The 21953-nt window shown below is 64.7% G+C and carries 20 protein-coding genes; 11 read left to right on the top strand and 9 right to left on the bottom strand.

Annotation, left to right across the window (positions count from 1 at the left end):
* The first annotated feature begins 98 nt into the window (after nt 1–98).
* The 4 genes from HG262_RS03240 (at nt 99) to HG262_RS03225 (ending at nt 4481) form a co-directional block, all read left to right on the top strand.
* The gene (locus HG262_RS03240) at nt 99–1649 is read left to right on the top strand and encodes an FGGY-family carbohydrate kinase (RefSeq protein WP_169269669.1); all 1551 of its coding nucleotides are present in this window, start codon (nt 99–101) and stop codon (nt 1647–1649) included.
* Between the two features lie 145 nt (nt 1650–1794).
* The gene (locus HG262_RS03235) at nt 1795–2736 is read left to right on the top strand and encodes an ABC transporter permease (protein WP_169269668.1); all 942 of its coding nucleotides are present in this window, start codon (nt 1795–1797) and stop codon (nt 2734–2736) included.
* 18 nt (nt 2737–2754) lie between these two features.
* Nucleotides 2755–3717, top strand: a complete 963-nt coding sequence (locus HG262_RS03230) for a substrate-binding domain-containing protein (RefSeq protein ID WP_169269667.1) — start codon at nt 2755–2757, stop codon at nt 3715–3717.
* Between the two features lie 23 nt (nt 3718–3740).
* A complete protein-coding gene (locus tag HG262_RS03225) occupies nt 3741–4481 on the top strand; it encodes an ATP-binding cassette domain-containing protein (protein ID WP_169269745.1) in 741 nt (246 codons plus the stop codon).
* Nucleotides 4482–4567: 86 nt separating this feature from the next.
* On the opposite strand, the gene HG262_RS03220 is transcribed toward HG262_RS03225, so the two are convergent.
* A complete protein-coding gene (locus HG262_RS03220; RefSeq protein WP_169269666.1) occupies nt 4568–4849 on the bottom strand; it encodes a peptidylprolyl isomerase in 282 nt (93 codons plus the stop codon).
* A 152-nt stretch (nt 4850–5001) separates the two neighbouring features.
* On the opposite strand from HG262_RS03220, the gene HG262_RS03215 reads away from it, so the two are divergent.
* Together HG262_RS03215 and HG262_RS03210 are read left to right on the top strand one after the other, a co-directional pair.
* Nucleotides 5002–5247, top strand: coding sequence for a plasmid stabilization protein (locus HG262_RS03215; protein WP_169269665.1), 246 nt, complete (start codon nt 5002–5004; stop codon nt 5245–5247).
* A complete protein-coding gene (locus HG262_RS03210) occupies nt 5244–5663 on the top strand; it encodes a type II toxin-antitoxin system VapC family toxin (protein ID WP_169269664.1) in 420 nt (139 codons plus the stop codon). Before HG262_RS03215 ends, HG262_RS03210 begins: the two co-directional genes overlap by 4 nt.
* A 70-nt stretch (nt 5664–5733) precedes the next feature.
* Here the strand turns inward: HG262_RS03210 and HG262_RS03205 are convergent, their stop codons facing one another.
* Nucleotides 5734–7869 carry an ATP-dependent helicase gene (locus HG262_RS03205; protein WP_169269663.1) on the bottom strand — a complete coding sequence of 712 codons (2136 nt, stop codon included), beginning with the start codon at nt 7867–7869 and terminating at the stop codon, nt 5734–5736.
* A 150-nt stretch (nt 7870–8019) separates the two neighbouring features.
* The gene (locus HG262_RS03200; RefSeq protein ID WP_169269662.1) at nt 8020–9039 is read right to left on the bottom strand and encodes an amino acid ABC transporter substrate-binding protein; all 1020 of its coding nucleotides are present in this window, start codon (nt 9037–9039) and stop codon (nt 8020–8022) included.
* Between the two features lie 163 nt (nt 9040–9202).
* On the opposite strand from HG262_RS03200, the gene HG262_RS03195 reads away from it, so the two are divergent.
* Nucleotides 9203–10324 carry an FUSC family protein gene (locus tag HG262_RS03195; protein WP_169269661.1) on the top strand — a complete coding sequence of 374 codons (1122 nt, stop codon included), beginning with the start codon at nt 9203–9205 and terminating at the stop codon, nt 10322–10324.
* 19 nt (nt 10325–10343) lie between these two features.
* On the opposite strand, the gene HG262_RS03190 is transcribed toward HG262_RS03195, so the two are convergent.
* Nucleotides 10344–11315, bottom strand: coding sequence for a LysR substrate-binding domain-containing protein (locus HG262_RS03190; protein WP_248293213.1), 972 nt, complete (start codon nt 11313–11315; stop codon nt 10344–10346).
* Nucleotides 11316–11506: 191 nt separating this feature from the next.
* On the opposite strand from HG262_RS03190, the gene HG262_RS03185 reads away from it, so the two are divergent.
* Genes HG262_RS03185 through HG262_RS03175 form a run of 3 tightly spaced genes read left to right on the top strand, consistent with a single transcriptional unit; the run spans nt 11507 to nt 14670 of the window.
* Entirely contained in the window at nt 11507–12736 is a 1230-nt protein-coding gene (locus HG262_RS03185; protein ID WP_169269660.1) for an amidohydrolase family protein, read from the top strand.
* A gap of 36 nt (nt 12737–12772) precedes the next feature.
* Nucleotides 12773–14128: an MFS transporter gene (locus HG262_RS03180; RefSeq protein WP_169269659.1), complete on the top strand. Its 1356-nt coding sequence runs from the start codon at nt 12773–12775 to the stop codon at nt 14126–14128.
* Nucleotides 14125–14670, top strand: a complete 546-nt coding sequence (locus tag HG262_RS03175; protein WP_169269658.1) for a GAF domain-containing protein — start codon at nt 14125–14127, stop codon at nt 14668–14670. Before HG262_RS03180 ends, HG262_RS03175 begins: the two co-directional genes overlap by 4 nt.
* Here HG262_RS03175 and HG262_RS03170 read toward each other — a convergent pair.
* The 5 genes from HG262_RS03170 to HG262_RS03150 are packed head-to-tail and all read right to left on the bottom strand — an operon-like array spanning nt 14652 to nt 20437.
* The gene (locus HG262_RS03170) at nt 14652–16967 is read right to left on the bottom strand and encodes a molybdopterin cofactor-binding domain-containing protein (protein WP_169269657.1); all 2316 of its coding nucleotides are present in this window, start codon (nt 16965–16967) and stop codon (nt 14652–14654) included. The two genes, HG262_RS03175 and HG262_RS03170, sit on opposite strands and share 19 nt — an antisense overlap.
* A gap of 43 nt (nt 16968–17010) precedes the next feature.
* Complete coding sequence (locus tag HG262_RS03165; RefSeq protein ID WP_169269656.1) at nt 17011–17697, bottom strand: N-carbamoylsarcosine amidohydrolase; 687 nt, start codon at nt 17695–17697, stop codon at nt 17011–17013.
* Nucleotides 17694–18767: a 2,5-dihydroxypyridine 5,6-dioxygenase gene (locus tag HG262_RS03160; RefSeq protein ID WP_169269655.1), complete on the bottom strand. Its 1074-nt coding sequence runs from the start codon at nt 18765–18767 to the stop codon at nt 17694–17696. Before HG262_RS03160 ends, HG262_RS03165 begins: the two co-directional genes overlap by 4 nt.
* Nucleotides 18768–18812: 45 nt before the next feature.
* Entirely contained in the window at nt 18813–19664 is an 852-nt protein-coding gene (locus tag HG262_RS03155) for an alpha/beta hydrolase (protein WP_169269654.1), read from the bottom strand.
* Nucleotides 19661–20437, bottom strand: a complete 777-nt coding sequence (locus HG262_RS03150; protein ID WP_006222427.1) for a hypothetical protein — start codon at nt 20435–20437, stop codon at nt 19661–19663. Before HG262_RS03150 ends, HG262_RS03155 begins: the two co-directional genes overlap by 4 nt.
* Before the next feature lie 319 nt (nt 20438–20756).
* Between HG262_RS03150 and HG262_RS03145 the strand changes: the two genes are divergently transcribed.
* Nucleotides 20757–21914, top strand: a complete 1158-nt coding sequence (locus tag HG262_RS03145; protein WP_169269653.1) for an FAD-dependent monooxygenase — start codon at nt 20757–20759, stop codon at nt 21912–21914.
* Nucleotides 21915–21953 lie beyond the last annotated feature (39 nt).

The raw sequence follows: 21953 nt of genomic DNA, 5'->3' as shown, positions 1-21953 counted from the left end.
GTAACGCTTGGGCAACTTGCAACACGCCGGGTGGCGTCTGCCGAGAATACTTGATGCGGGCGACTTTGGAACAGCAGGCTGAAATACAATCGGCCGCTATGTCCGACAGCACGATTTCCCTCCCGTCTTCCCCTCAAACGCCCCGCAGGGGATACGTCCTGGCGGTGGACCTGGGCGGTACCCGTTTTCGCGCGGCGCTCGTGGACGAACGCGGCGGCATTGCCCATTCCTGCGCCATCGACAGCCCTGCCGGTGCGGGGCCGCGACCGGGTTGGGACGATATCGATGCCGACGCCTGGTGGCGCGGCCTGCAATCGCTGTCCGACGCCTTGGCCGCCCAGGCCGGCGCTGCCTTCGACGCCGTGCAGGCGATTGCCATCTGCGGCGTCACGCGGACACAGGTCTTCGTCGACGCGCAAGGCGCCGCTATCCGCCCCGCCATCACCTGGCGCGATACGCGCGCGGCCGCCAACGTGGCCGAATGGTTGGCGGCCATGCCGTCTGGTCATCCCGAAAGCCAGCAGATCAACGCCTTCCACCCGTGGGCGCGCCTGGCGTGGCTGCTGCGCGCCGAGCCGCAGCATGCGGCGCGGGTACACGCCGTGCTGGAACCCAAGGACTACCTGAACTTCCGCCTGACGGGCAGGGCGGCCAGCGATACCGTCTCGATGGCGCGCCTGGCTGCCGCGGCCCGGGGGCACACGGCAGGGCCCGATCTGCTGACGGCCCTGGGCGCCGATCCCGCCTGGGTGCCCCCCTTGCTGAGCCCCCTGGATATCGTCGGCCCCGTGCAAGACGGCCTGCCGGGCGCACTGGCCCGTCTGGCGGGCCGCAGCGTCGTCGCTTGCGCGAACGACACCTGGGCCGCAGTGGCCGGCTTGGGCGCCTTGCGGGCGGGCTACGCCTACAACATTTCGGGCACGACTGAAGTCTTTGGCGCGGTCGGCGCCGAACCCGTGCAGGCCCAGGGCCTGATGACCGTGGACTGGGGCAACGGCCGCCACCAGATCGGCGGCCCCGGCCAGAACGGCGCGGACACGGTGGCCTGGCTGCTGCCGCTGCTGGGCCGTCTGGGCGCCGAGGGCATGGCGGGCGTGGGCACCGCCATGGATGCCTTGTTGAACGCACCCCGCGACCCGCAGCCCGCCTTGTTCCTGCCATACCTGCAGGGCGAGCGTGTCCCGTACTGGGATCCGCACCTGCGTGGGGCGTTCCTTGGCCTGAACCGGCGGCATGGCGCGGGCGACCTGGCGTGGGCTGTGCTGGAGGGCGTGGCTTTCCTGAACCGCACCGTCCTGGAGCGCGCCGAGGCCGCCCTGGGCGCGCCGGTTGGAGAAATCCGCTTTGGCGGCGGTGCGGCGTCCAGTCCGCAGTGGTGCCAGGTCAAGGCCGACATCTGCAAACGCGCTGTCGTCGTCGGCCAAGCGGAACAACCCGGTGTCGTCGGCGCGGCCGTGGCCGGCTGGACGGCGCTGGGGCGCTACGGCAGCTTCGCCCAGGCGCAGGACGCGCTGGTCCGCACCGCGCACCGCTACGAACCCCAGGCCGACCGCAGCGCCGTTTATCGCCAGCTATACGCCCAGTTCCGCGCAGCGGAAGCGGCGCTGACGCCGGTGTCGCACGCCCTGGCCGGAATGCGGTTGCCGTAGAAACCCTAGGTGCGCTGGCGCGGGCTGACGGCCCGGTGGCGCACCGCCCGGGTATAAACTCCTACGCCATCAGGGCGCGAACGCCCGGCAGGCGGTGGATAACCCTTGCACTACAACGAATACCAACGCAGCAAGGGTTGAGTCGATGCGCGGCATCCTGGAAAAGTACGGCACGGCAATCGCGGGATTGGTCCTGGTGGGCTTCTTCGCAATCGCCGCCCCGAATTTCGCGGCACCGAACAATCTGTTGAACATCGCCAAGGAAACCAGCTTCCTGGCCATCATCGCCATCGGCTTCACGCTGGCGCTGGTGACCGCCGAACTGGACCTGTCGGTGGCTGACGTCGCCAGTCTTGCGGCCGTCGTCACGGGCGCCCTGGTGCACACGGGTCAGCCGGTGTTGATCGCCATCGCGGCGGGCCTGGGCGTCGGCCTGCTTTGCGGCCTGGTCAACGGCATCGCCGTCACCCGCCTGCGCGTCCCGTCCTTGATCGCCACCCTGGGCATGGCCGCCATGGCGCGCGGCTTCGCCTTCATGCTGACCGACGGCGTGTCCTACGTCGGCCGTTGGCCCGCCACCTTCACAGACTTGGCGCGCGCCAAGCCCTTCGGCGTTCCTGCGCTGGTGTTGTGGATGCTGGGCGCGGTGCTGGTGGCCTATTTCCTGATCAAGTGGACCCGCACCGGCGCCCGCATGACGGCCACCGGCGAAGCGGGCGAATCCGCGCGGCTCGCCGGCATCAACATCCGGGCCATGAAAAGCATTGGCCTGGCGCTGTCCGGCCTTTGCGCGGGCCTGGCCGCCGTGCTGCTGACCTCCAGCCTGTCGTCCGCCGCGCCCAACATGGCCGGCGACTACTTCCTGTATGCGATCGCCGCCGTGTTGCTGGGCATGACCATGTTCAACCCTGGCCATGCCAACATCCCCGGCACGCTCGTCGCCGCCCTGATCCTGAAAGTGCTGGGCAATGGCCTGGTCCTGATGGGCGCGCCGTACTACGTGCAGGACATCGTGCTGGGCTTCATCATGATCGCGTCCGTCGCGGTGTCATCGGCCGTGCTGAAGAAAGCGGCCTTCAAATTCTGATCCGAAGGGGAAAACACCATGACCAAAACCTTGAAGCGCACGCTGCTGGCCAGCGCGTTCGCCCTGCAATCGCTGGTGGCCAGCGCTGCCTACGCCTTTGACGTTGGCATCGTCGCCTTCCAGATGTCGTCCGAAACGCACGCCCGCGTGGCCAATGCCGCCGCCGAGGCTGCCCGCGCCAAAGGCTGGACCGTCACGCAACTGAACGCCGAAGGCTCGCTGCCCAAACTGGCCGAACAGCTGGACACCCTGGTCAACAAGAAGGTCGACGCCATTGTCATTGCCATGGGCAAACCGGTGGAAACCGATGCCCAATTGCAAGCCGCCAAAGAGAAAGGCATCCCCGTCGTGGGCGTGATGTCCGGCGCCAGCCCGCACATGCTGTTCGACGTCGAAGTCAACGAATACGCAACCGGCGCGCAGTCGGTGCTGTATCTGCTGGGCAAGATGGGCTACCAGGGCAATATCCTGTCCGCCCGCTTCGACGGCAACTCCGGCACGCGCATCCGCGGCAAGATGCTGGACGCCGTCCTGACGGAAAACACCGCCGTCAAAGACCTGGCCAAGTTCAGCATGGCCCGCACGCAAAGCTGGCGCGACGACGTGCGCAACGGCATGCAAGCCCTGTTCCTGCGCCATCAAGGCCAGTTCAAAGGCGTCTGGGCCTCGTTCGACGGCCAGGCCTACGTCATCGACGACCTGCTGCAATCCCAGGGCATGAAAAAGGGCGACATCACCTTGGTGTCGGTCGACGGCGGCCCGGAAACCTACCGCCGCATCGCCGATCCCGACAGCCTGATCACCGCCACCATGATGATCCCGTTCGAACAGCTGGGCACAAGCGCCATCGACGCCATCGACCGCATCGTGGTGAAGAAGGAGCCCAAAGACAAGGTCGCCGCCGGCCCGTACCTGTTCATGGATTCGGTGCTGGTGGACGCCACCAACGTCCAGAAATTCCTGCAACCCGCAGCCAAGTAATTGTCGTGACCGCCGTGACCACCATGACCGCCGCGTTGTCGCTACGCCAGATCCGCAAGTCCTATGGGGCGGTCGAGGCCTTGAAGGGCGTCGATCTGGACGTGCCCGAAGGCCGCGTCATGGCCATCTGCGGCGACAACGGCGCGGGCAAGTCCACGCTGATCCGCATCATCTCCGGCGCGCAAGCACCCACGGGCGGCGAACTGAGCCTGAATGGCCAGAAAGTCGTGTTCGGGTCCCCTCACGACGCGCTGGTGCAAGGCATCGCGACGATCTATCAGGACCTGGCGCTGGCGCCGCGTCTGTCCATTTGGGAAAACGTCTTCATGGGCGCCGAACTGGTGCGTCGGGTGGGGCCGCTCGGCGTCCTGGACAAGCGCCGCATGGCATTGGATGCGCGCGGCTATTTGCAACGCCTGTCCGTGCCCATCGAAGACATGGACCGCCCGGTCGAACGCATGTCGGGTGGCCAACGCCAGGCCGTCGCCATCGCCCGTGCGCTGCGCTGGGACGCGCGCGTCGTCATCATGGACGAACCGACCGCGGCGCTGGGCGTCAAGGAAACGGCGCTGGTGCTGAACCTGGTGCGCAAGCTGCGCGAAGAAGGGCGCACTGTGATCCTGATCAGCCACAACATGGCCGACGTGGTGGCGCTGGCGGACCGCGTGGCGATCCTGAAGAGCGGCGTGAAAGTCATCGAACGCGACGTGGCCGGGCTGAATGCGGACGCCCTGGCGCACATGGTGATGACGGGGAAGGAATGACGGGGCGGGTCCGGCCCTGATTGACCCAAAAAAGGCCGCCGCCGGGTTTCCCCTGGCGGCGGCCTTTTCGTGTGCAGCAGCGGGACTTAGTCCTTGCGGCTGGTCACTTCAACCAGGTGATAACCGAACTGGGTCTTCACCGGGCCCTGGACCACGCCAACCGGGGCGCTGAACACGACGGTGTCGAATTCCTTGACCATCTGGCCCGGGCCGAAGGTACCCAGGTTGCCACCGTCACGGCTCGACGGGCAGCTGGAGTTTTCCTTGGCGACTTGTGCGAAGTCAGCGCCGTTTTCAATGGCGGTCTTGAGTTCGTTGCACTTGTCTTCGGTGGAAACGAGGATGTGACGGGCGGAGGCTTGTGCCATGGGGGCTCCTTGCGGGGAATGATTGGGGAGGGGGAGAGTAACGCATTCGGCGTTGCTCGCTACCCTGCAATGATAAACGGGCAGGACCGCAGCGCGTTGCGGCCCCATCCAGCAATGATTAAAATGCAGTCATTGACTAATGGAGGCTTCCCATGGCGACCATGACCATCCGCAATATTGATGACCAGCTCAAGGCTCGCCTGCGAGTCCAGGCGGCGCAGCACGGGCGTTCGATGGAAGACGAGGCTCGTGACATCCTGCGGGCGGCCCTTTCTACAGAACCTCCCCGTGGCCTTTCGCTCGTCGGGGCGATCCGTGCACGCGTTGCGCCGTTGGGGGGCCTGGAGCTGGATCTTCCGGCGCGTGACCCCATACGCACGCCGCCGGAGCTGGCATGATCATCCTGGATACCAACGTCATTTCAGAAATTTTGCGGCCAGCGCCCGAGACCCGCGTCATCAATTGGCTTGAGACGCAGCCGCGAGCGGCGCTGTTCACCACGACCATCACGCGGGGCGAATTGCTCTATGGCGTCCGGTTGTTGCCTGAAGGGCAGCGCAGGGGCTTGCTTCTGCAAGCCGTGCTGGCGATCTTTGCGTCAGATATGGTGGGTCAGGTACTTAGCTTTGATGGTGATGCCGCCGATGCGTATGCGGAAATTGCCGCCGAGCGCCGAGCGGCAGGAAGACCCGTCAGCCAGTTTGACGCAATGATCGCAGCCATTGCTCGATCGCGGGGAGCGAGCCTGGCGACACGTAACGTCAAAGACTTTATCGACTGCGGAATCAACGTGATCGATCCCTGGCGTCACTGACAGAAACCTCGTGGCTTTTTCCACCGATAGCGGCAGACACATACTGGCCCACCGCATCAGTCCCTGATGATCAATCTGCGAACCACTGCCTGAAGGGCTCCGGGTCCAGGTTGGCGGGCACATACCAGACCTTCCTGGTCTTATCCCACTGTGCTCCCAGCGCCTTCACCACATCCTTATTCTCATACGCGACCCGAAGATCCCGGTGTCCAACCGCCTGCGCAGGGGCCGCCGTATTTCGACGCACAGCGGTGTCCGCCCGCTTCTGAATCGCCGCCAGCTGCATCCGTTCGATAAACACGCTCCGCCGCGCAACCTCTTCCGACGAAACGAGCGTCAATCGCGTTTTCGTCCGTGTCGCCGCCACGTAGAACAGATTCTCTTCTTCCCCTGATTCCCGCAGCGGATTCGGAAATTCGCCTGCGTCCAGGAACGGCAGGACGACGTGTTCGAATTCCTTGCCTTTCACATTCACGATGCAGTCCATCAAGACCGCGTTTTTCCCGGGACGTCCACCGGCAAAGGCTTCGGCCGCGCCGATCCATTCGGAGAATTGATTCAGCGTCTTTGCGGAATCCCGGGCGGTGGTGATGAACCCGTTGACCGACTTGGTCACGACCGATGCTTCGTAGGGATGGATGTAGAGGCGTTTGGCCAATTTCTCCATGTCCATGATGTCGCAGACTTTCTCCAGCGCGGCGTGAGCCAGCGAGTCGGCGGGCAGGCCGCGCAGGTATGACACGGCATCCGCGATGCGGGTACGGGCCGAGAGGCTGCCTACGCGCTGGATCTGGCCGTCGAAGAAATGCTTCAGCGCCGACGGTTCCTTGGCCAGGGTGGCTTTGGCTTCGCGGAGTTCGTCCGGTTCCAGCGGGACTTCCGCGAACGTGGCCAGCGCTTCCACGATGGCCTCGCGCGTCTTCGGAGACGCGACGTGATGGAAGTCGTCCAGCGCAATGGCGATCATGCCGCGCAGGAACAGGATCTCTTCGCGCAACAAGTAGCTGTCCATCGTCAGCGTGCGGTATTGCACGCCGGCGTTCATCAGCGCGTTTTCTATTTCGATGGACTGGTGGGCATCGCGGAACAGGATGCAGCAGTTTTCCAGTTTCTCGCCATCCTGCTTCCATTGAATAACCGCTTTGACGACTTCGGCGCCGCAGGCGCCCGGCGTGCCGGCGTACGTCCGTTCGTGGATATCCGTGCGGACAGGCAGATTCGAGTCGACGGGTTTCTGTTTGAACGCTTCCATGGCGTAGGCCAGATGCGGCCCATGGCGGTAGGTCATCGTCAACGGAAAGCTGGCGCAGTCCGCAAAGCTGGATGCGATGCGATATTGCAGAAACGCTTCGTCGGCGCCCAAATGGGAATAGATGACCTGGTCCTTGTCGCCCACGCCGACGAAGTAGGTGGTGTCGATGCTGACCAGGGCTTCAACAATGCAGAACGAGGCTTCGTTCATGTCATGCAATTCGTCGCACACCACCAGCTTGTAGCGAGGCAGATCAAGACGAGAATCCGGGTTGGACCGCAGCCGGCAGGCCAGGTCATAAGTCGCGTCGAAAAAGCCGCGGGCGTCGACATAGCCGAACACGTCCACGCGCTGCTTCTCGTATTCGACGGCCCACAGGTAGTCCGTCAGCGGCAGCCTCAAGGTTTCTGCCGCGTAGATGGGATCGTCGCCGCCGTCCGGCGCGAGCGTCATCGTGGCTTTGAGCTTCAGCAGGTTGTCCAGGAACTGGCTGACGGCTGTGTTGTGGGTGCGGATATCCAGCAGGTCGACGTACTGCGGATGGTTGTTCGCCACGTTCTCCAGCACGGACAGCGCATAGTCTTGCTGTTGGCGCGTGGAGGGCAACGGTTCAGGCTTGCCGTCCTCGATGCCGGACAGGACGCGGCGCGAGAAATCTTCAACGGTTTGCACGTTGACCCGCTTGGCCGTGTTGTAGGCGATGCCGACTTCCGTCAGGCGCGCTTGCAGCACCTGCCGGGCTTCGTCGGTGAAGGTCAGGGCAAGGATGTCTTCGGGCGGCAACCCCCTGGCCAGCGCTTCGCCGATGCGCAAGGCCAGGGTCGTCGTCTTGGCGGCCCCCGCGTTGGCGATCACAAGGCTGGTCCGGTTCCGCGAGGCCTGGATCCTTTTCTGTTCCTCGGTGGGAACGAAGCCGGCAGGGAGGAACTGGGTGGAAGGGGAGGTTGTCGTCATCAGGGCGGTGAAGGCGCGAGCAGGAATGTCGCAGGGGTCAGACGCCAGTGTAACGATTCCCAAAACAGGCCCGCCCAATGCAAACGGCCGGCGGTCGCGCAGGGCGACCGCCGGCCGTTCAGGCCCCCGTTTCAGGCCTTCAGGCCGCGCTTAGCGCACCGGCCAGCCGTACATCAGGCCACCGTCGCGATACGACGCGTTCAGGCCGCGCGACAGCTTCAGCGGGCTGCTCGGGCCCAGGTTCTTTTCAAAGCTCTCGCCGTAGTTGCCGATGTGTTTGATGATGTTGTAGGCCCACTTGTCGTCCACGCCCAGGTTCTTGCCCATGCCCGGGGTCACGCCCAGCAGGCGCTGCACGTTGGGGTTGGTGCTTTTGAGCATCTCGTCCACGTTCTTCGACGTGATGCCGTATTCCTCGGCTTCCAGCATGGCGAACATCGTCCAGCGGACCACGTTGAACCATTGCTCGTCGCCCTGGCGCACCATGGGGCCCAACGGCTCCTTCGAGAAGTTCTCGGGCAGGATGTCGTACTTTTCCGGGTTCTCCAGGTTGGTGCGGGCCGCGGCCAGCTGGGACTTGTCGCCGGTGAACGCATCGCAGCGACCCACCGCGAAGGCGCGGATGATCTCGTCCAGGCGTTCCACGACAACCGGCTTGAACACGATGTTCTGCGAACGGAACCAGTCCGACAGGTTCAACTCGGTGGTCGTGCCCGGCTGCACGCACACCGTCGCGCCGTCCAGTTCCTTGGCGCTCTTCACGTTCAGGGACTTGTTCACCATGATGCCCTGGCTGTCGTAGTAGTTCACGCCGACGCCGATCAGGCCCAGGGTGGTGTCGCGCGTGAGCGACAGGGTGGTGTTGCGCGGCAGGACGTCGACTTCACCGGACTGCAGCGCGGTGAAACGTTGCACGGCGCTGACCGCCATGATCTTGGCTTTGGAGGCGTCGCCAAACATGGTGATGGCAAGCGCGCGGCACAGGTCGACGTCCAGTCCGATCCATCCGCCCTTGCTGTCGTTCACGGAGAAGCCCGCGACGCCGGTCGAGACGCCGCATTGGACGAAGCCCTTGTTCTTCACGCTATCGAAAGTCACGCCGGCGTTGGCAGCGGCCCAGGACGAGAGGAATAAGGCGGTGCCTGCCGCAACATGTTTGAGTGCTTTCATGGTGTCTCCGCGCTGGGCGCATAGGTATTCTGTCGGCGGGTAAGCCGAGGTGCGCGGAATGGTAGCCATGCGGCCTGGGCAGGAATATCAGGGAATTCCCGTTAAGTCCACTAGGCGGAATTTTGGGGGGATAATCCTTGCCAGGCCGAAATAGGGGCGATGGATGAACCAGCAAGAGCAACCGGAAGAGGCAGACGGCGAGCGGCCGCGACGTGGCTTCGTCAAGCAGCAGGTGCAAGGCACTTGGCGCGAGCTGACCCGGGTCAACACCAGCGACCGGCGTTGGGAGATGCCGTTTGCGGCGGCGCTGTCGTCCGGCCTGCCCTTGATGGTGGGCGCGTACTTTGGCCGCATGGACTATGGCCTGATGTCCAGCCTGGGCGGCATGGTGTTTCTCAGCTTGCCCAATTCGTCCTTGCAGCAACGCATGATGATGCTGCTGGCCGCCTCGTTCGGCATGGTCGCCTGTTATGCCGTCGGCGCGCTGACGCAATTCTGGCCTACCGCCATGATCGCCGCGCTGACCCTCATCGCCATCCTGGTGAACATGGTGTGCCGCTGCTATCGGCTGGGGCCGCCCGGCAGCCTGTTTTTCATCATGGCCACTGCGATCGCCGCCTATACGCCCGGCCGCATCGACGACGTGCCCTTGCGGGTGGGGATGGTGGCGCTCGGTTGCCTTGTTGCGTGCCTGGTGGCCTTTGCCTACAGCTTGCACATGACGCGCGTGGCGCCGCCCGCGCCGGATGCGCCGCCGCCCAGACCCACGTTCGATTTTGTTGTGTACGACTCGATCATCATCGGCTTGTTCGTCGGCATTTCATTGCTGGTGGCCGAATTGCTGGACCTGCCGCGCCCGTATTGGGTGCCGGTCAGTTGCCTGGCGATCATCCAGGGGGCCAGCCTGTGGGCGGCGTGGAACCGCCAACTGCATCGGATATTGGGTACGGCGATGGGCTTGTGCGTGGCGTGGGCGTTGTTGAGCCTGCCGTTGAATGTCTGGACGCTGAGTCTGGTGATGATGGCGCTGTCGTTCGGTATCGAGACGCTGGTGGTCCGGCACTACGCCAGCGCGGTCGCGCTGATCACGCCCCTGACCATATTCCTGGCCGAAGCGCCGCATCTGGGCCAGGGCTATCCCGCCGATGTGATCGGGGCGCGCTTCGTGGACACCGTCATCGGCGCGTTCATCGGCGTCCTGGGTGCGGTGCTGCTGCACAACCAGCGTATCCGGCCACGTCTGACCCGCTGGATGCGCGCCGTGCTGCCCACGCGCGTCAATTGAATCCAGGGCGGGGGCGGCGTCAAGCTGCTGGGATCAGCCCCGCTGCGCAATAGGGACAATCCGGTTCGGGTTGGCGCGTGTCGGGGACGCCTGGGCCGGACCCATGCAAGCATTCGTGCGACAGCCATTGGCTCAGGCGGTCGTAACTTTCCATATTGCTGCGCCAGTTTGGCGCACACAGGTAATACCCCAGCGGGCTTTCGAAACTGCGGTCGAATACGTCGACCAGTTGCCCGGTGGCCAATTCCTTCTCGATCAGGCAATGCGGCATCAGCGCCACGCCGAAGCCGGACGAGGCCGCCTGGATAACCATTGAAAACAGATTGAAGCCAGGGCCGAAGCGCGCGCGTTCATAATCGCCGAGATAGGTGGAAAACCAATATTCCCACGACAGCGGAATCTCGATGTGCTGCAACAGCGTGCACTGCTTGATGTCTTCCAGGCTGCTGATGGGATGCTGTTCCAGATAATCGGGCGAACACACCAGGCGGGTTTCGCGCCCCGTCAGGTACTTGGCGTCGCCGTCATGCCAATCGCCATAGCCATATTGGATCGATGCGTCGAAATCCAACTCGGTGCTTTTGTAATCCGCGACGCTGTAGCGCACAAAATTGACCGATATATCGGGATTGAATGCGCGAAAGGTCTTCAGCCGGGGAAACAGCCACTGCGCCGCAAAGGTGGGCGCGGCCGATACGTTCAATGATTTTGCCGACTGCTGTGTGGCCATGACCTGAGAGGTGGCGCTTTCCAGCGTATGCAGCGCCGGCCGGACCAGGCTGAGATAGGTGGCGCCCATGCGCGTCAGTTGCAGCCCGTTCGTCGCGCGGATGAACAGCGCATGGCCAAGATAGCTTTCCAGCGTGGCGATGTGCCGGCTGATGGCGCTTTGCGTCACGAACAATTCCTTGCCCGCCTTGGAAAACGACAGGTGGCGCGCCGCCGCAGTGAACGCATTCAATTCAGAGAGAGTGGGGCAGCGACGTCTCATAGCGGTATGAGGAAAGCGGGCAGGAAAAAATGCGAAAGGGGGAATCGCAGGGGGTATGAGTATTGCTCATAAGGCTGTTCGAATTTGTGTCGAACGCCTAAGGGGAGACCCGGTATCGGACGTTTGGATTGTACCGGTAGAGTTCGCCATGCTGAATTTCCTGCATGTTGAACGGATAGCGTGATTTATTTATGAAGCCGGTTGTTGTTAAGAATTGCAAGATCTTGAACACGCGCACGTTGGTCCTCGAAAAGGCCGCCAATGTGTTGATCGAAGAAGGGATGATTACCCGCATCAGCGCCGATGCACTGACGGCGCCGGACGCCGAAGTGGTCGATGCCCAGGGCATGACCTTGATGCCCGGCATGATCGACTGCCACGTGCACGTGGTGGCCTCATCCTTCAACCTGGGCCGCGTGGCGGCGCTGCCGAACGCCTTGGCGCTGCTGCGCGCGCTGCCCATCATGCAGGGCATGCTGGATCGTGGCTTCACGTCGGTGCGCGACGCAGGCGGCGCGGATTGGGCCCTGGCGCAAGCCGTGCTGGATGGCGTGATCGACGGGCCGCGCCTGTTTTGCTCGGGCAAGGCGCTGTCGCAGACCGGTGGGCACGGCGATTTCCGTCAACGCAATGATGAGCTTGATCCCTGCCCGTGCTCGGTCAAGATCGGCAATATCGGCCGTGTGGTCGATGGCGTGGACAACTGCCGCCTGGCGGTGCGCGAAGAAATCCTGAAGGGCGCTACGCAGATCAAGGTCATGGCTTCTGGCGGCGTGGCCTCGCCCAATGATCCGATCCAGAACCTGGGCTTCTCCGAGGCGGAACTGATCGCCATCGTGGAAGAGGCCAGCAACGCCAATACCTACGTGATGGCGCATGCCTACACGCCGCGGGCGATCTCGCGCGCCGTGCGCTGTGGCGTACGCACCATCGAACACGGCAACCTGGTCGACCGCGAGGCGGCGCTCGTCATGAAGGAACACGGCGCCTATATGGTGCCCACGCTGATCACCTATGAAGGCCTGGCCAACGACGGCGAGCGCTATGGCCTGCCATCGGACTCCGTCAAGAAAATCGCCACGGTGCGCACGCACGGGCTGAAGGCGCTTGAGATCCTGGATGAGGTGGGCGTGAAGATGGGCTACGGCAGCGACCTGCTGGGCGAAACCCACTACATGCAGGCCGACGAATTGGTGCTGCGCGCCCGTGTGCTGGGCAATGCCAAAGTCATCCAGCAAGCGACGCTGATCGGCGCCGAGATCCTGAACCAGGAAGGCTTGCTGGGCGAGGTCTGCGAAGGCGCCTACGCCGACTTGCTGCTCGTCGACGGCAATCCGCTGGACGACATCGCGCTCTTGACCCGACCCGATTCGATCAAGCTGATCATGAATCGCGGCCTGCTGCATAAGAACGCCTGCTGACGTTCACCACTTTCCTTTCTCCGGAACTCCTCCACCATGTATTCCGTATCAGACCGCCTGGAGCGGCTGCCGTTCTCAAGCTTCCATTTCAGGCTGCTGATGATCGGCGGCCTGGGGCTTGCCTTTGAAGCGCTGGACGCCGGCATCATCGCGTTCATCATCCCCTCGCTGCGCGTGCAGTGGGGTCTGTCCACCGGTCAGATCGGCTGGATCGCCAGCAGTACCTACGTGGGCTTTCTGGTCGGTGCGCTGTTCTCGGGGATCCTGGGCGACCGCTACGGCCGCAAGAAGATCATGATGTGGGCGCTGCTGCTGTTCTGCGTGGCGACCTTCTTCAACGCCTTCGCCCGCAACTATCACGAGTTCTACATCCTGCGCATGATCGCGGGCATCGGCATGGGGGCGGAAGGCGCCATCATCGCGCCGTATCTGGCGGAGTTCGTCAGCAGCAAGTATCGCGGCCGCTTCACGGGCGCGCTGGCCGGCTTCTTCTCGTTCGGCTTCGTGATGTCGGCCTTGCTGGGCTATTTCATTGTGCCGATGAGCGATGACGGCTGGCGCTGGATCATGATCATCGCGTCGGTGCCCGTCGTGTTCCTGCTGTGGTGGCGCAAGTCGCTGTTCGAGTCGCCCCGGTGGCTTGAGCATACGGGGCAGACCGTCGAGGCCGACCGCATCTGCTCGGCGATCGAAGCCGAAGTGCAGCAGAAGCTGGGCCGTCCGTTGCCCACGCCGATCGCTACCCGCAAAGCCGCTTCCGCCGCTGCCGAGCCGCAAGGCGCGATGGCCAAGCTGGCCTCGCTGTTCTCGAAGACCTATCTGGGAACGACTGTCCTGGTCTGGGTCTTCTGGATCACCGTGCTGTTCTGCTATTACGCCTTCCTGGTGTGGATTCCCAGCTTGCTGGTCGAGCGCGGCTTCACCATCACCAAGAGCTTCTCGTACACCATCCTGATCTACCTGTCGCAGATTCCGGGCTATTTCTCGGCCGCGTACTTCAACGACAAGATCGGCCGCAAGTACACGATCCTGATCTACATGCTGCTGTCGTGCCTGTCGGCCCTGGGCCTGGCGCTGGCCAGTGGCGAACATCAGATCATCATGTTGAGCATGCTGCTGTCCTTCGGCATGAATGGCGTGATCGCGGGCCAATACACGTACACGGCCGAGATCTATCCCACGTCGATCCGGGCGACTGGCATGGGCGCGGCGTCCGCCTTTGCACGGATCGGCTCGATCGCTTCGCCGACCATCGTGGGCGTGGCGTATCCGGTGCTGGGCTTTGCGGGCGTGTTCGCGATGATGACGGCGATTCTGCTGGTGGGCGGCCTGGGCATCCTGTTCTTCGGCAAGAACACGCGCGGCGTGGTGCTTGAGGAGATCAACGCATGACGGCGGCATCCGTGTTTTCGCCGTGGGCCGGGTATGCGCGCGCCTTGGGTCTGGCAAGCGGCCGCGAAGCGCAGTGGGACGTGGTGTCCGGGTTGCTGGAAGCCGCCTTCGGGCATCGGCTCTTCACCGCGCTGCTGTACCTGGAGGAACATCGTCTGATGAAGCGGCTGTACACGTCTGACGAGCGCATCAGCCCCTTGGGCGGCTTCAAGGCGACCGGAAACGGTCCGTGGTCACGCCATGTGCTGGAGCAAGGGCGCCTGTACGTGGCCAGTAACGAAGACGATGTGCGCTCGGTGTTTTCCGAAGCGCCGATGCTGATTGATCGCGGACTGCACTCGGCATTGAATATTCCGGTGCGCCACGAAGGCCGGGTGATCGGATCGCTGAACCTGCTGGCGCACCGCCATGCCTACGACGCGGCCGATCAAGACTTGGCGGCGGTGATCGCCGGCCTGTGCGCGCCGGTCTTCCTTGAGGAAATGCGGGCGGCGCAGTCGGTGGCCGCGCAGGTGGACCGGTCTCAGCTCGATAGCGTCTGAACCGGTTCTGCCAGTACGGCGCGGACCGCGTCGGGCGTGAAGGGCGCTTGGTAGAAGCGCCGCCCCGTGGCGTCGAAGAGGGCGTTTGCGATGGCGGCGGGGCCTGGAACAGAGGCGGATTCGCCCGCGCCCATGGGCGGTTCGTCCTGGCGCGGCATCAGCAGCACGTCGATGGGCGGCAGGTCCTTGAAGCCGATGATGGGATAGCCGCCCCATTCGCGGCTGGCCACGCCCGCCGTATCGAATTCCACTTTTTCCAGCAGGCTGCGGCTTAGCGTCTGGTTCACGTTGCCATGGATCTGGTGGCGAACGCCATCGGGGTTGACGACCATGCCGGTGTCTTGGCCGACGACGATGCGCTCGACGGTGATGCGGCCGGTGGCTGGGTCAACGCGCAGGTCGATGACCCACGCCGCCCACGCAGCGCCGAATCCGGGGAACTTGCTGTGCACATAACGGGCGTACGCGACGCCGCGCCCATGCAACTGGCCGTCGGCGTCGGGCGTGCCGCGGCTGCCTGGCGTAAACGGACGCCAGCGTGCGCGCTGGGCCGTGGCGTCGATCAGCGCGACGGCACGCGCGTCATCCAGATGGCGAACGCGGTATTCGACGGGATCCGCGCCGGCTGCGTGGGCGAGTTCGTCGATCATGCATTCATGCGCGAAGGAATTCGGCAGCGCCGACACGCCGCGCAGCCACGATGCGCGCACCAGCGGCGCCATGTCGTGGCAGACGACGCGCCGGTTCTGGTAGCGATAGGGCGGTGCCGCCGTGCGGTCGCCCATTTCCAGTGTGCGCGGTTCGCTGGAGATCGCACCCGTCAGCAGCAGCGCCAGGATGGGCGCGTCATTGGAGGGGTATCGCACGGCGAAGTCGTAGGCCAGCAGGTCGCCATTGGCATTGATGGCGGCGCCCACGTCCATCAATTGGCCGGTGCCCTTGGGTTCCCACTGATGTTCCTGTTCGCGCGTGAGCTGCACGCGCACTGGCGCGCCCACGGCCATGGACAGCAACGCCGCGTCGGCGCAGACGTCGTCGGCACAGTTGCGGCCGTAGCAGCCGGCGGCTTCCAGCCGGATCAGTTCGATCTGCCCTTCGCCCAGTTTCAGCAGGCGGTCCAGATCGGTGCGCAACATGTGCGGGTTCTGCGAACCCGTCCAGACCGTCAGGCGGCCCTCGCGGAAATCGGCGACGGCGCACGAGGGGCCGATGGAGGCATGCATTTGATACGGCCAGACGTAACTGCGGCGCAGATGCGTGGCGGCCTCGGCGCACGCGGTGTCGACGTCGCCATCTTCAATCAACGGCCGGGCGTGCGCCGGCTGGGCGCGGATGGCGTCGGCAAGGTGGTCCAGACGGAGCGCGGGCGGAATGGGCTTCCAGCGGACTTTCAGGGCGCGCATCGCCGCGATGGCTTGTTCTTCGCGATCTGCCACGACGCCGATGAAGTCGCCCTGCGCCACGACCTGCACGTTGCCCGGCAGGTGGGCCACGGACTCGCGGTCCACGGCTATCAGGCTATGGCCGATGAAATCGCCGGCGTCGCGTCCCGGGTGGGGCGGGCGGATGACCCGCCCATGGCGCATGCCGGGCACGCGCACGTCGTGCACGAAGCTGAGTTCTCCGGTGGCCTTGGCCGGGATGTCGACCCGAGCCACGCCTTGTCCGACGATCCGGTAGTCTTCGGCGGGTTTCAGGCGGACGGGCTGGTCGGGCGGCGGCAGCGTCAGCCGCGTGTGCTGGCCGCGCACCAGTTGGCCGTAATGCAGTTGGCGCGGATCGCTGTCGTCCCGGGGTTGGATCACGCCGTCGCGCACCCGTAGCGCGTCTCGCGGCAGGTTCCACTGCTGCGCCGCCATGGCAAGCAGATGCTCGCGGGCCTGGGCCGCCGCGCGGCGCAAGGGAACCGCCGATATCTGGATGGTGGCGCTGGCGATCGTCGGCCCCTGGTTGGGGGCGGCGTTGGTATGGCCCAGCACCATGTCCAGGCGTGCCATGGGAACATCCAGTTCTTCGGCGACGATCTGGGCCAATGACGTCTTGATGCCGGTGCCCAGATCCACGTGGCCGTTGAAGGCAAGCACGCGCCAGGCGGAAGGGTCTGCCCCTTCGGGGGGCAGACCGCTGCCGCCCAGCACCGCGATGAAGATTTCCGGTGTTTCCTGGACGTAATCGGTTGCGGTTCCGGGCTGGCCCGGCGCGGGGCGTGGGGGCGCCGAAGGCTCGCGCACGACCAGCAGCGCGTCGGGGTGGGCGAGCAGCGTGCCAACCAATGCTTGAGGCTGAGGCAGGGTCATGGGGCAGAGAGCATTCGGAGCCAGGGAAATGATTATGCCGGCATTACCTGGCGCCAGACAGCGGGGTTTGCGCCAGGGCGTCGGTATCGGAGATGGCCTGAGCCAGCGGCATGACGGCGGCGTACTTCTGCGCCATGTCGAACAGGTTGGCGTCGTGCGGCCCCAAGGCGCGGTCGCCGCAGCAGTCGGACACGACCAGTGGCCGGAAACCCGCTTGCATCGCGTCCACCACGCTGGCCCGCACGCAACCGCTGGTGACGCAGCCGGCCACCACCAGGGTCTGCACGCCGCGTTGCGCCAGCCAGGGCGCCAGCATGGTGCCGAAGAAGGCGGACGGGGTGCTCTTGCGCACCACGTATTCGCCGGCGGCGGGCGCCAGTTCGGGCACGATGGCGCTGTTGTGGCTGTGTTCCTTCAGGGCCAGCATGGCGGGCACTTTCAGGCAGAAAATGTTGCTGTCGGCGTCGTCGTCCGAGAACACGATGCGGCTATGCGCGACCGGCCAGCCGCGCGCACGGGCGTGGGCCAGCAGACGACGCGTTTGCGCAATGGCATCGGGGATGTTGCCGCCGCCCAGCACGGCGGGGTCGGCAAAGCCGTTGACGAAGTCGACGATCAGCAGGCCGAACGGGGCCTTCAGCGGCAACGGGGTACCGAAGCCTTGCCGAGAATAAGCGGAAACGTCGCCGTCGGTGCCTTGGGCGGGAATGGTCTGAGTGGAGGGGATCATTTGCTTTCCTTGCGGCGGGCGGCGCGGGCCAATCCCGATTCGTCCTGGACGACGCCGTTGATCACGACCGGGTGGTCGTCCAGCGCCACGCTGCAATGGCGCATCGGAATGTCGATGTGGCAGGCAGTGCTGCGGCTGCCGCCGGCTTCGTTGTTGGGGCCCATGGACCACAGGAAGTTGCCTTCGAAGGCGCGGGCGTCCATGCCGATGTGGGCTTCCTTGTTGTAGTGGGCCAGCATGGACCACTGGGCGCGCGGTTGCAGGCCCCAGCCAATGTGGGACACGGCATAGGCCTCGGGGTCTTCGTAGGCGGCCATGTATTCGTTCAGGATGTCGGCCTGCAGGCCGCCGTTGATGCGGGTGACGTAGCCTTTTTCGATGACGAGTTCGATCGGCTCGGTCACGTAGTCTTTCATGGGCAGCAGGATGTCCCCGCGGTCCAGCACGACGCGCCCTTCGCTTTGGCCTTCGTTGGGCCAGGTCAGCACGAAGCCGCTGGGCCAGTGGTCCCAGCGGCCGGGCTGGTCCACGAAACCGTATTCGGAGATCGCCGGAAAATCCCCCAGTTGGCAACGCAGGTCGGTGCCGGCCGCGGATGTGATGCGCATCTGGCGCGAGGCCTCGATCCGGCGTGCGGCGGCCTGCACGCGTGTGCGGTCCGCTTCGGTGGGCACCAGCCGGCACAGCACTTCGGGCGGCTCGATCGCCAGCAGGATCTTGGTGCCGGTCTGCAGGATCTGGTGCTGTTCCGGTGAAAACAGCAGCGTCATCAGGTCCAGCACCAGGTCGCTGGCCGTCAGCGCCGCGATGGCGGCGGGGTTGCCGGTCAGCGGCGTGGTGCCCAGATAGGCGAGGGCGTCGCGGCTGATGGACTTGTCGGCGTTGACGGGCGGCAGGTCCAGCCTGTTGACGCGGGCGCCCATGTCGGTGGCGGCGGCGATGGCGCAGCGCAAGGTTTGCGGATGCGTGTCGGCGCCGGTAAGCACGGTGACAGTCTGGCCGGCTTCAAGCCGGGAGAGCGCAAGCACCTGCTTCCAGGCGTGGATCAGGTCGATATCGCTGACGGACATGGGCGTTCCTTTAGGGCGGCGGAGTGGGGGGCGGGTGGCGGTGGTTCAGTCCACCGGGTGGCCGAGGAAGTCGCCGAAGGCGGCGTAGAACCCGGCTTCGTTGTCCCAGGGAATCATGTGGCCCGCGCCGGGCACCCGCAGGTGCTCGGTCTGCGGCGCCAGGCTTTGCCATTCGGCGACGTCGTCGTCGCCCACGACGCCGCCCTTTTCCGCGGTCATCAGCAGCAGGGGCACGGCGATGCCGGGCAGGTCCGCATGGATGTCGTCACGCCCGAAATCCTCGAAGCTCTGGACGATGGCCGGCTCATGGCAGGTGTGCAGCCACTGGGCGCGCAGTTGGCGCTGCGTGTCCGTCCAGGTGGGGCAGAACGCCAGCATGTCTTCGGCGGTCATGCCATGGGTGGCCTGGCGGATGGAATCCACGTACCAGGCCAGGTTGGCGGGGTAGGCGCGGCGCCCCGGGCCGGATACCGGCGGGTCGACGATGACCAGGCGCGCCAGGCCCTCGGGCTTCTTGCTGGCGGCGCGGACGGCGATGCGCCCACCCATGGAGTGGCCGACCAGCGCGTACTGTTCCAGCCCCAGCGCCTGGGCGAAGCCCGTCACGTCGGCCGCTTGCGCGTCCAGGCCGTAGTCCAGGCCGGGGCCGGACGCCGACAGCCCGCGTCCGCGCACGTCCAGCACATAGGTATCGAATTGGCGGCCCAGGTGTTCGGCCACGAAACCCCACGTCACGGCGGGGCTGGTGATGCCGGGGATGACGATGACGGCCAGGCGTTTGGCGCGTTCGCCGGCGTTACCGCCATAGCGTAGATAGTGCTGGCGGATGCCGTTGGCGTGGACGTGGCCGCCGTAGAGGTAGGTACTGGCGGGGTAGGTGCTGGCTGCGTGGTTCATTGCGGGTTCCTGGAATAGGGGTATGCGCCGGAGAGCAGGGCGCCCGCGCCGGGCACGACAGGGTCCAGGCCCAGCGCTTTCAGGATGGCGTAGGTGGTGGCGATGGAGGCCGTCAACACGGGCTTGCCGGTTTCGGCCTCGACTTGCGACACGGCGGGCAGCGACGGCATTTGCACGCAGGCGGACAGCACGATCACGTCGGCGTCGGCCACGTTCATGCCGGCGACGATGCCGGGCAGGCGGGCGGGATCGTGGCGGCCCACCTCCAGGTTGTCGGGGATTTCCAGCGCGCGCCAGTCGACGATCTCGAAGCCTTCAGCGGCGATGTAGTCCATGACCAGTTCGGTCAGCGGCACCATGTAGGGGGCGACCAGCGCGATCTTTTTCGCGCCCATGACGTGCAGCGCGTCGACCAGGGCGCCGGCGCTGGTGATGACGGGCGCGGCCGCGCCGTTTTCGGCGGTGCGTTCAGACAGGCGCTTCTGCGAGACGCGGTGGTAGCCCCGACCCATGGCCATGATGGCCACCAGGCAGGCGTAGCCCAGCACGTCGACCCGCGCGTCGCTGAGTTCCAGCGCGCAGCGGTCGCTTTCGGCATCCATGGCCGCCAGCTCTTCCTTTTGCACCTTCTTCATGCGCATCCGGCTGGAGTGGAAGGTGAAGCGGTCCTCGGGCCGAAGCGACGAATGCGCCTGCAGCATCGCGGGGACTTCGGTTTCCATGGTCGTGTTGGAACTGGGGACGATCTGGCCGATTCGAAAATTCTTCGTCATGGGGTGCCTTGGGGGTGGGACTAGGGTTTCCGATAAATTCAAAAGAAGCGTATACGCTCTATTCTTGCAAAGAGCGAGGCAGATAGCCAGCCTGGTTTTCGTAGTGGTTTTCACCTAATGCGGTGAAAAACATGCACTATTTTGGCGCTCTGCCTTCGGGTTTACGCGAGGATTGAAAATTTTGATATCAAAAAATGAAGTGTGTACTTCATAATTTTTCAAATTCCCAGGCCGTGGCCGTGTATCGGCCGAGCGGGGCCCGCAGCGTGTTCAAGCATTCACTTATTCAGTCATTCACCATCCAGCAAGGAGAAGCCCCGTGTCCACATCCCCCCGTATCGCCATCGTCGGCGCCGGTCTTGGCGGCGCCGCAACCGCGGCGCTGTTGCTCAAAGAAGGATTGAATGTCCGCGTCTACGAGCAGGCGCCGGGCTTTTCGCGGCTAGGGGCCGGCATCCATGTGGGACCCAACGTCATGAAGATCCTGCGCCGCATCGGCGTGGAAGATGCGCTGAACGCCCAGGGCTCCCATCCCGACTACTGGTACAGCCGTCACTGGCAAACGGGCGACATCCTGGCGCAGATTCCGCTGGGCGATTACGCCGTCAAGCACTACGGCGCGTCCTACCTCACGGTGCATCGCGGCGACTTCCACGCCTTGCTGATCGACGCCCTGCCGAAAAGCGCCGTCGCCTACGACAAGTCGTTGACCAAGGTAGAGGACCGGGGCGACGTGGTGGTGATGCACTTTGCCGACGGCACGTCCGAAGAGGCCGACATCGTGATCGGCGCCGACGGCGTGAACTCGCGGATTCGCGAAGAACTGCTGGGGCCGGAGCTGCCGAAGTACGCGGGGTATCTGGCGCACCGCGCGGTATTCCCGACGCCGCAGGTCAAGGGCGGCATGTTGCCCTTCGATGCCTGCGTGAAGTGGTGGAGCGACGACCGCCACATGATGACCTACTTCGTGACCGGCAAGGCCGACGAGCTTTACTACGTCACCGGTGTGCCCGTCGAACATTGGGACCTGAACGACCGCTGGCTGCCCAGCAGCAAGGACGAAATGCGCGAGGCCTTCAGCGGCTGGCATCCCACGGTGCAGGCGTTGATCGACGCTACGGTGGAAGTGACCAAGTGGTCGCTGCTGGAGCGCGATCCGCTGCCGCTGTGGAGCCGCGGCCGCCTGGTGCTGCTGGGCGACGCCTGCCATCCGATGAAGCCCCACATGGCGCAGGGCGCGGCCATGGCCATCGAAGATGGCGCGATGCTGGCGCGGTGCTTCAAGGAAGTGGGCGTGAACAACCATGAACTGGCGTTTGCGTTGTATGAGGCCAACCGCGCCGAACGCGCCAGCAAGGTGCAGCGCATCTCTCATGACAACACCTGGCTGCGCACCAACGAGGATCCCTCCTGGTGCTTCGGCTACGACGTGTTCAGCGAGCCGCTGGTCGAGCCCAAGTCGCGGGCGGCGGCGTGATGTTTTCCGCTGCGCCGGCCGGAAACGGGCTTCCGAAAA

It is taken from the genome of Achromobacter sp. Bel (genome assembly GCF_012928505.1).
Taxonomy (GTDB): domain Bacteria; phylum Pseudomonadota; class Gammaproteobacteria; order Burkholderiales; family Burkholderiaceae_B; genus Achromobacter.
The sequence above is the reverse complement of the archived record's forward strand: the minus strand, read 5'-3'. Positions and strand labels throughout refer to the sequence as shown.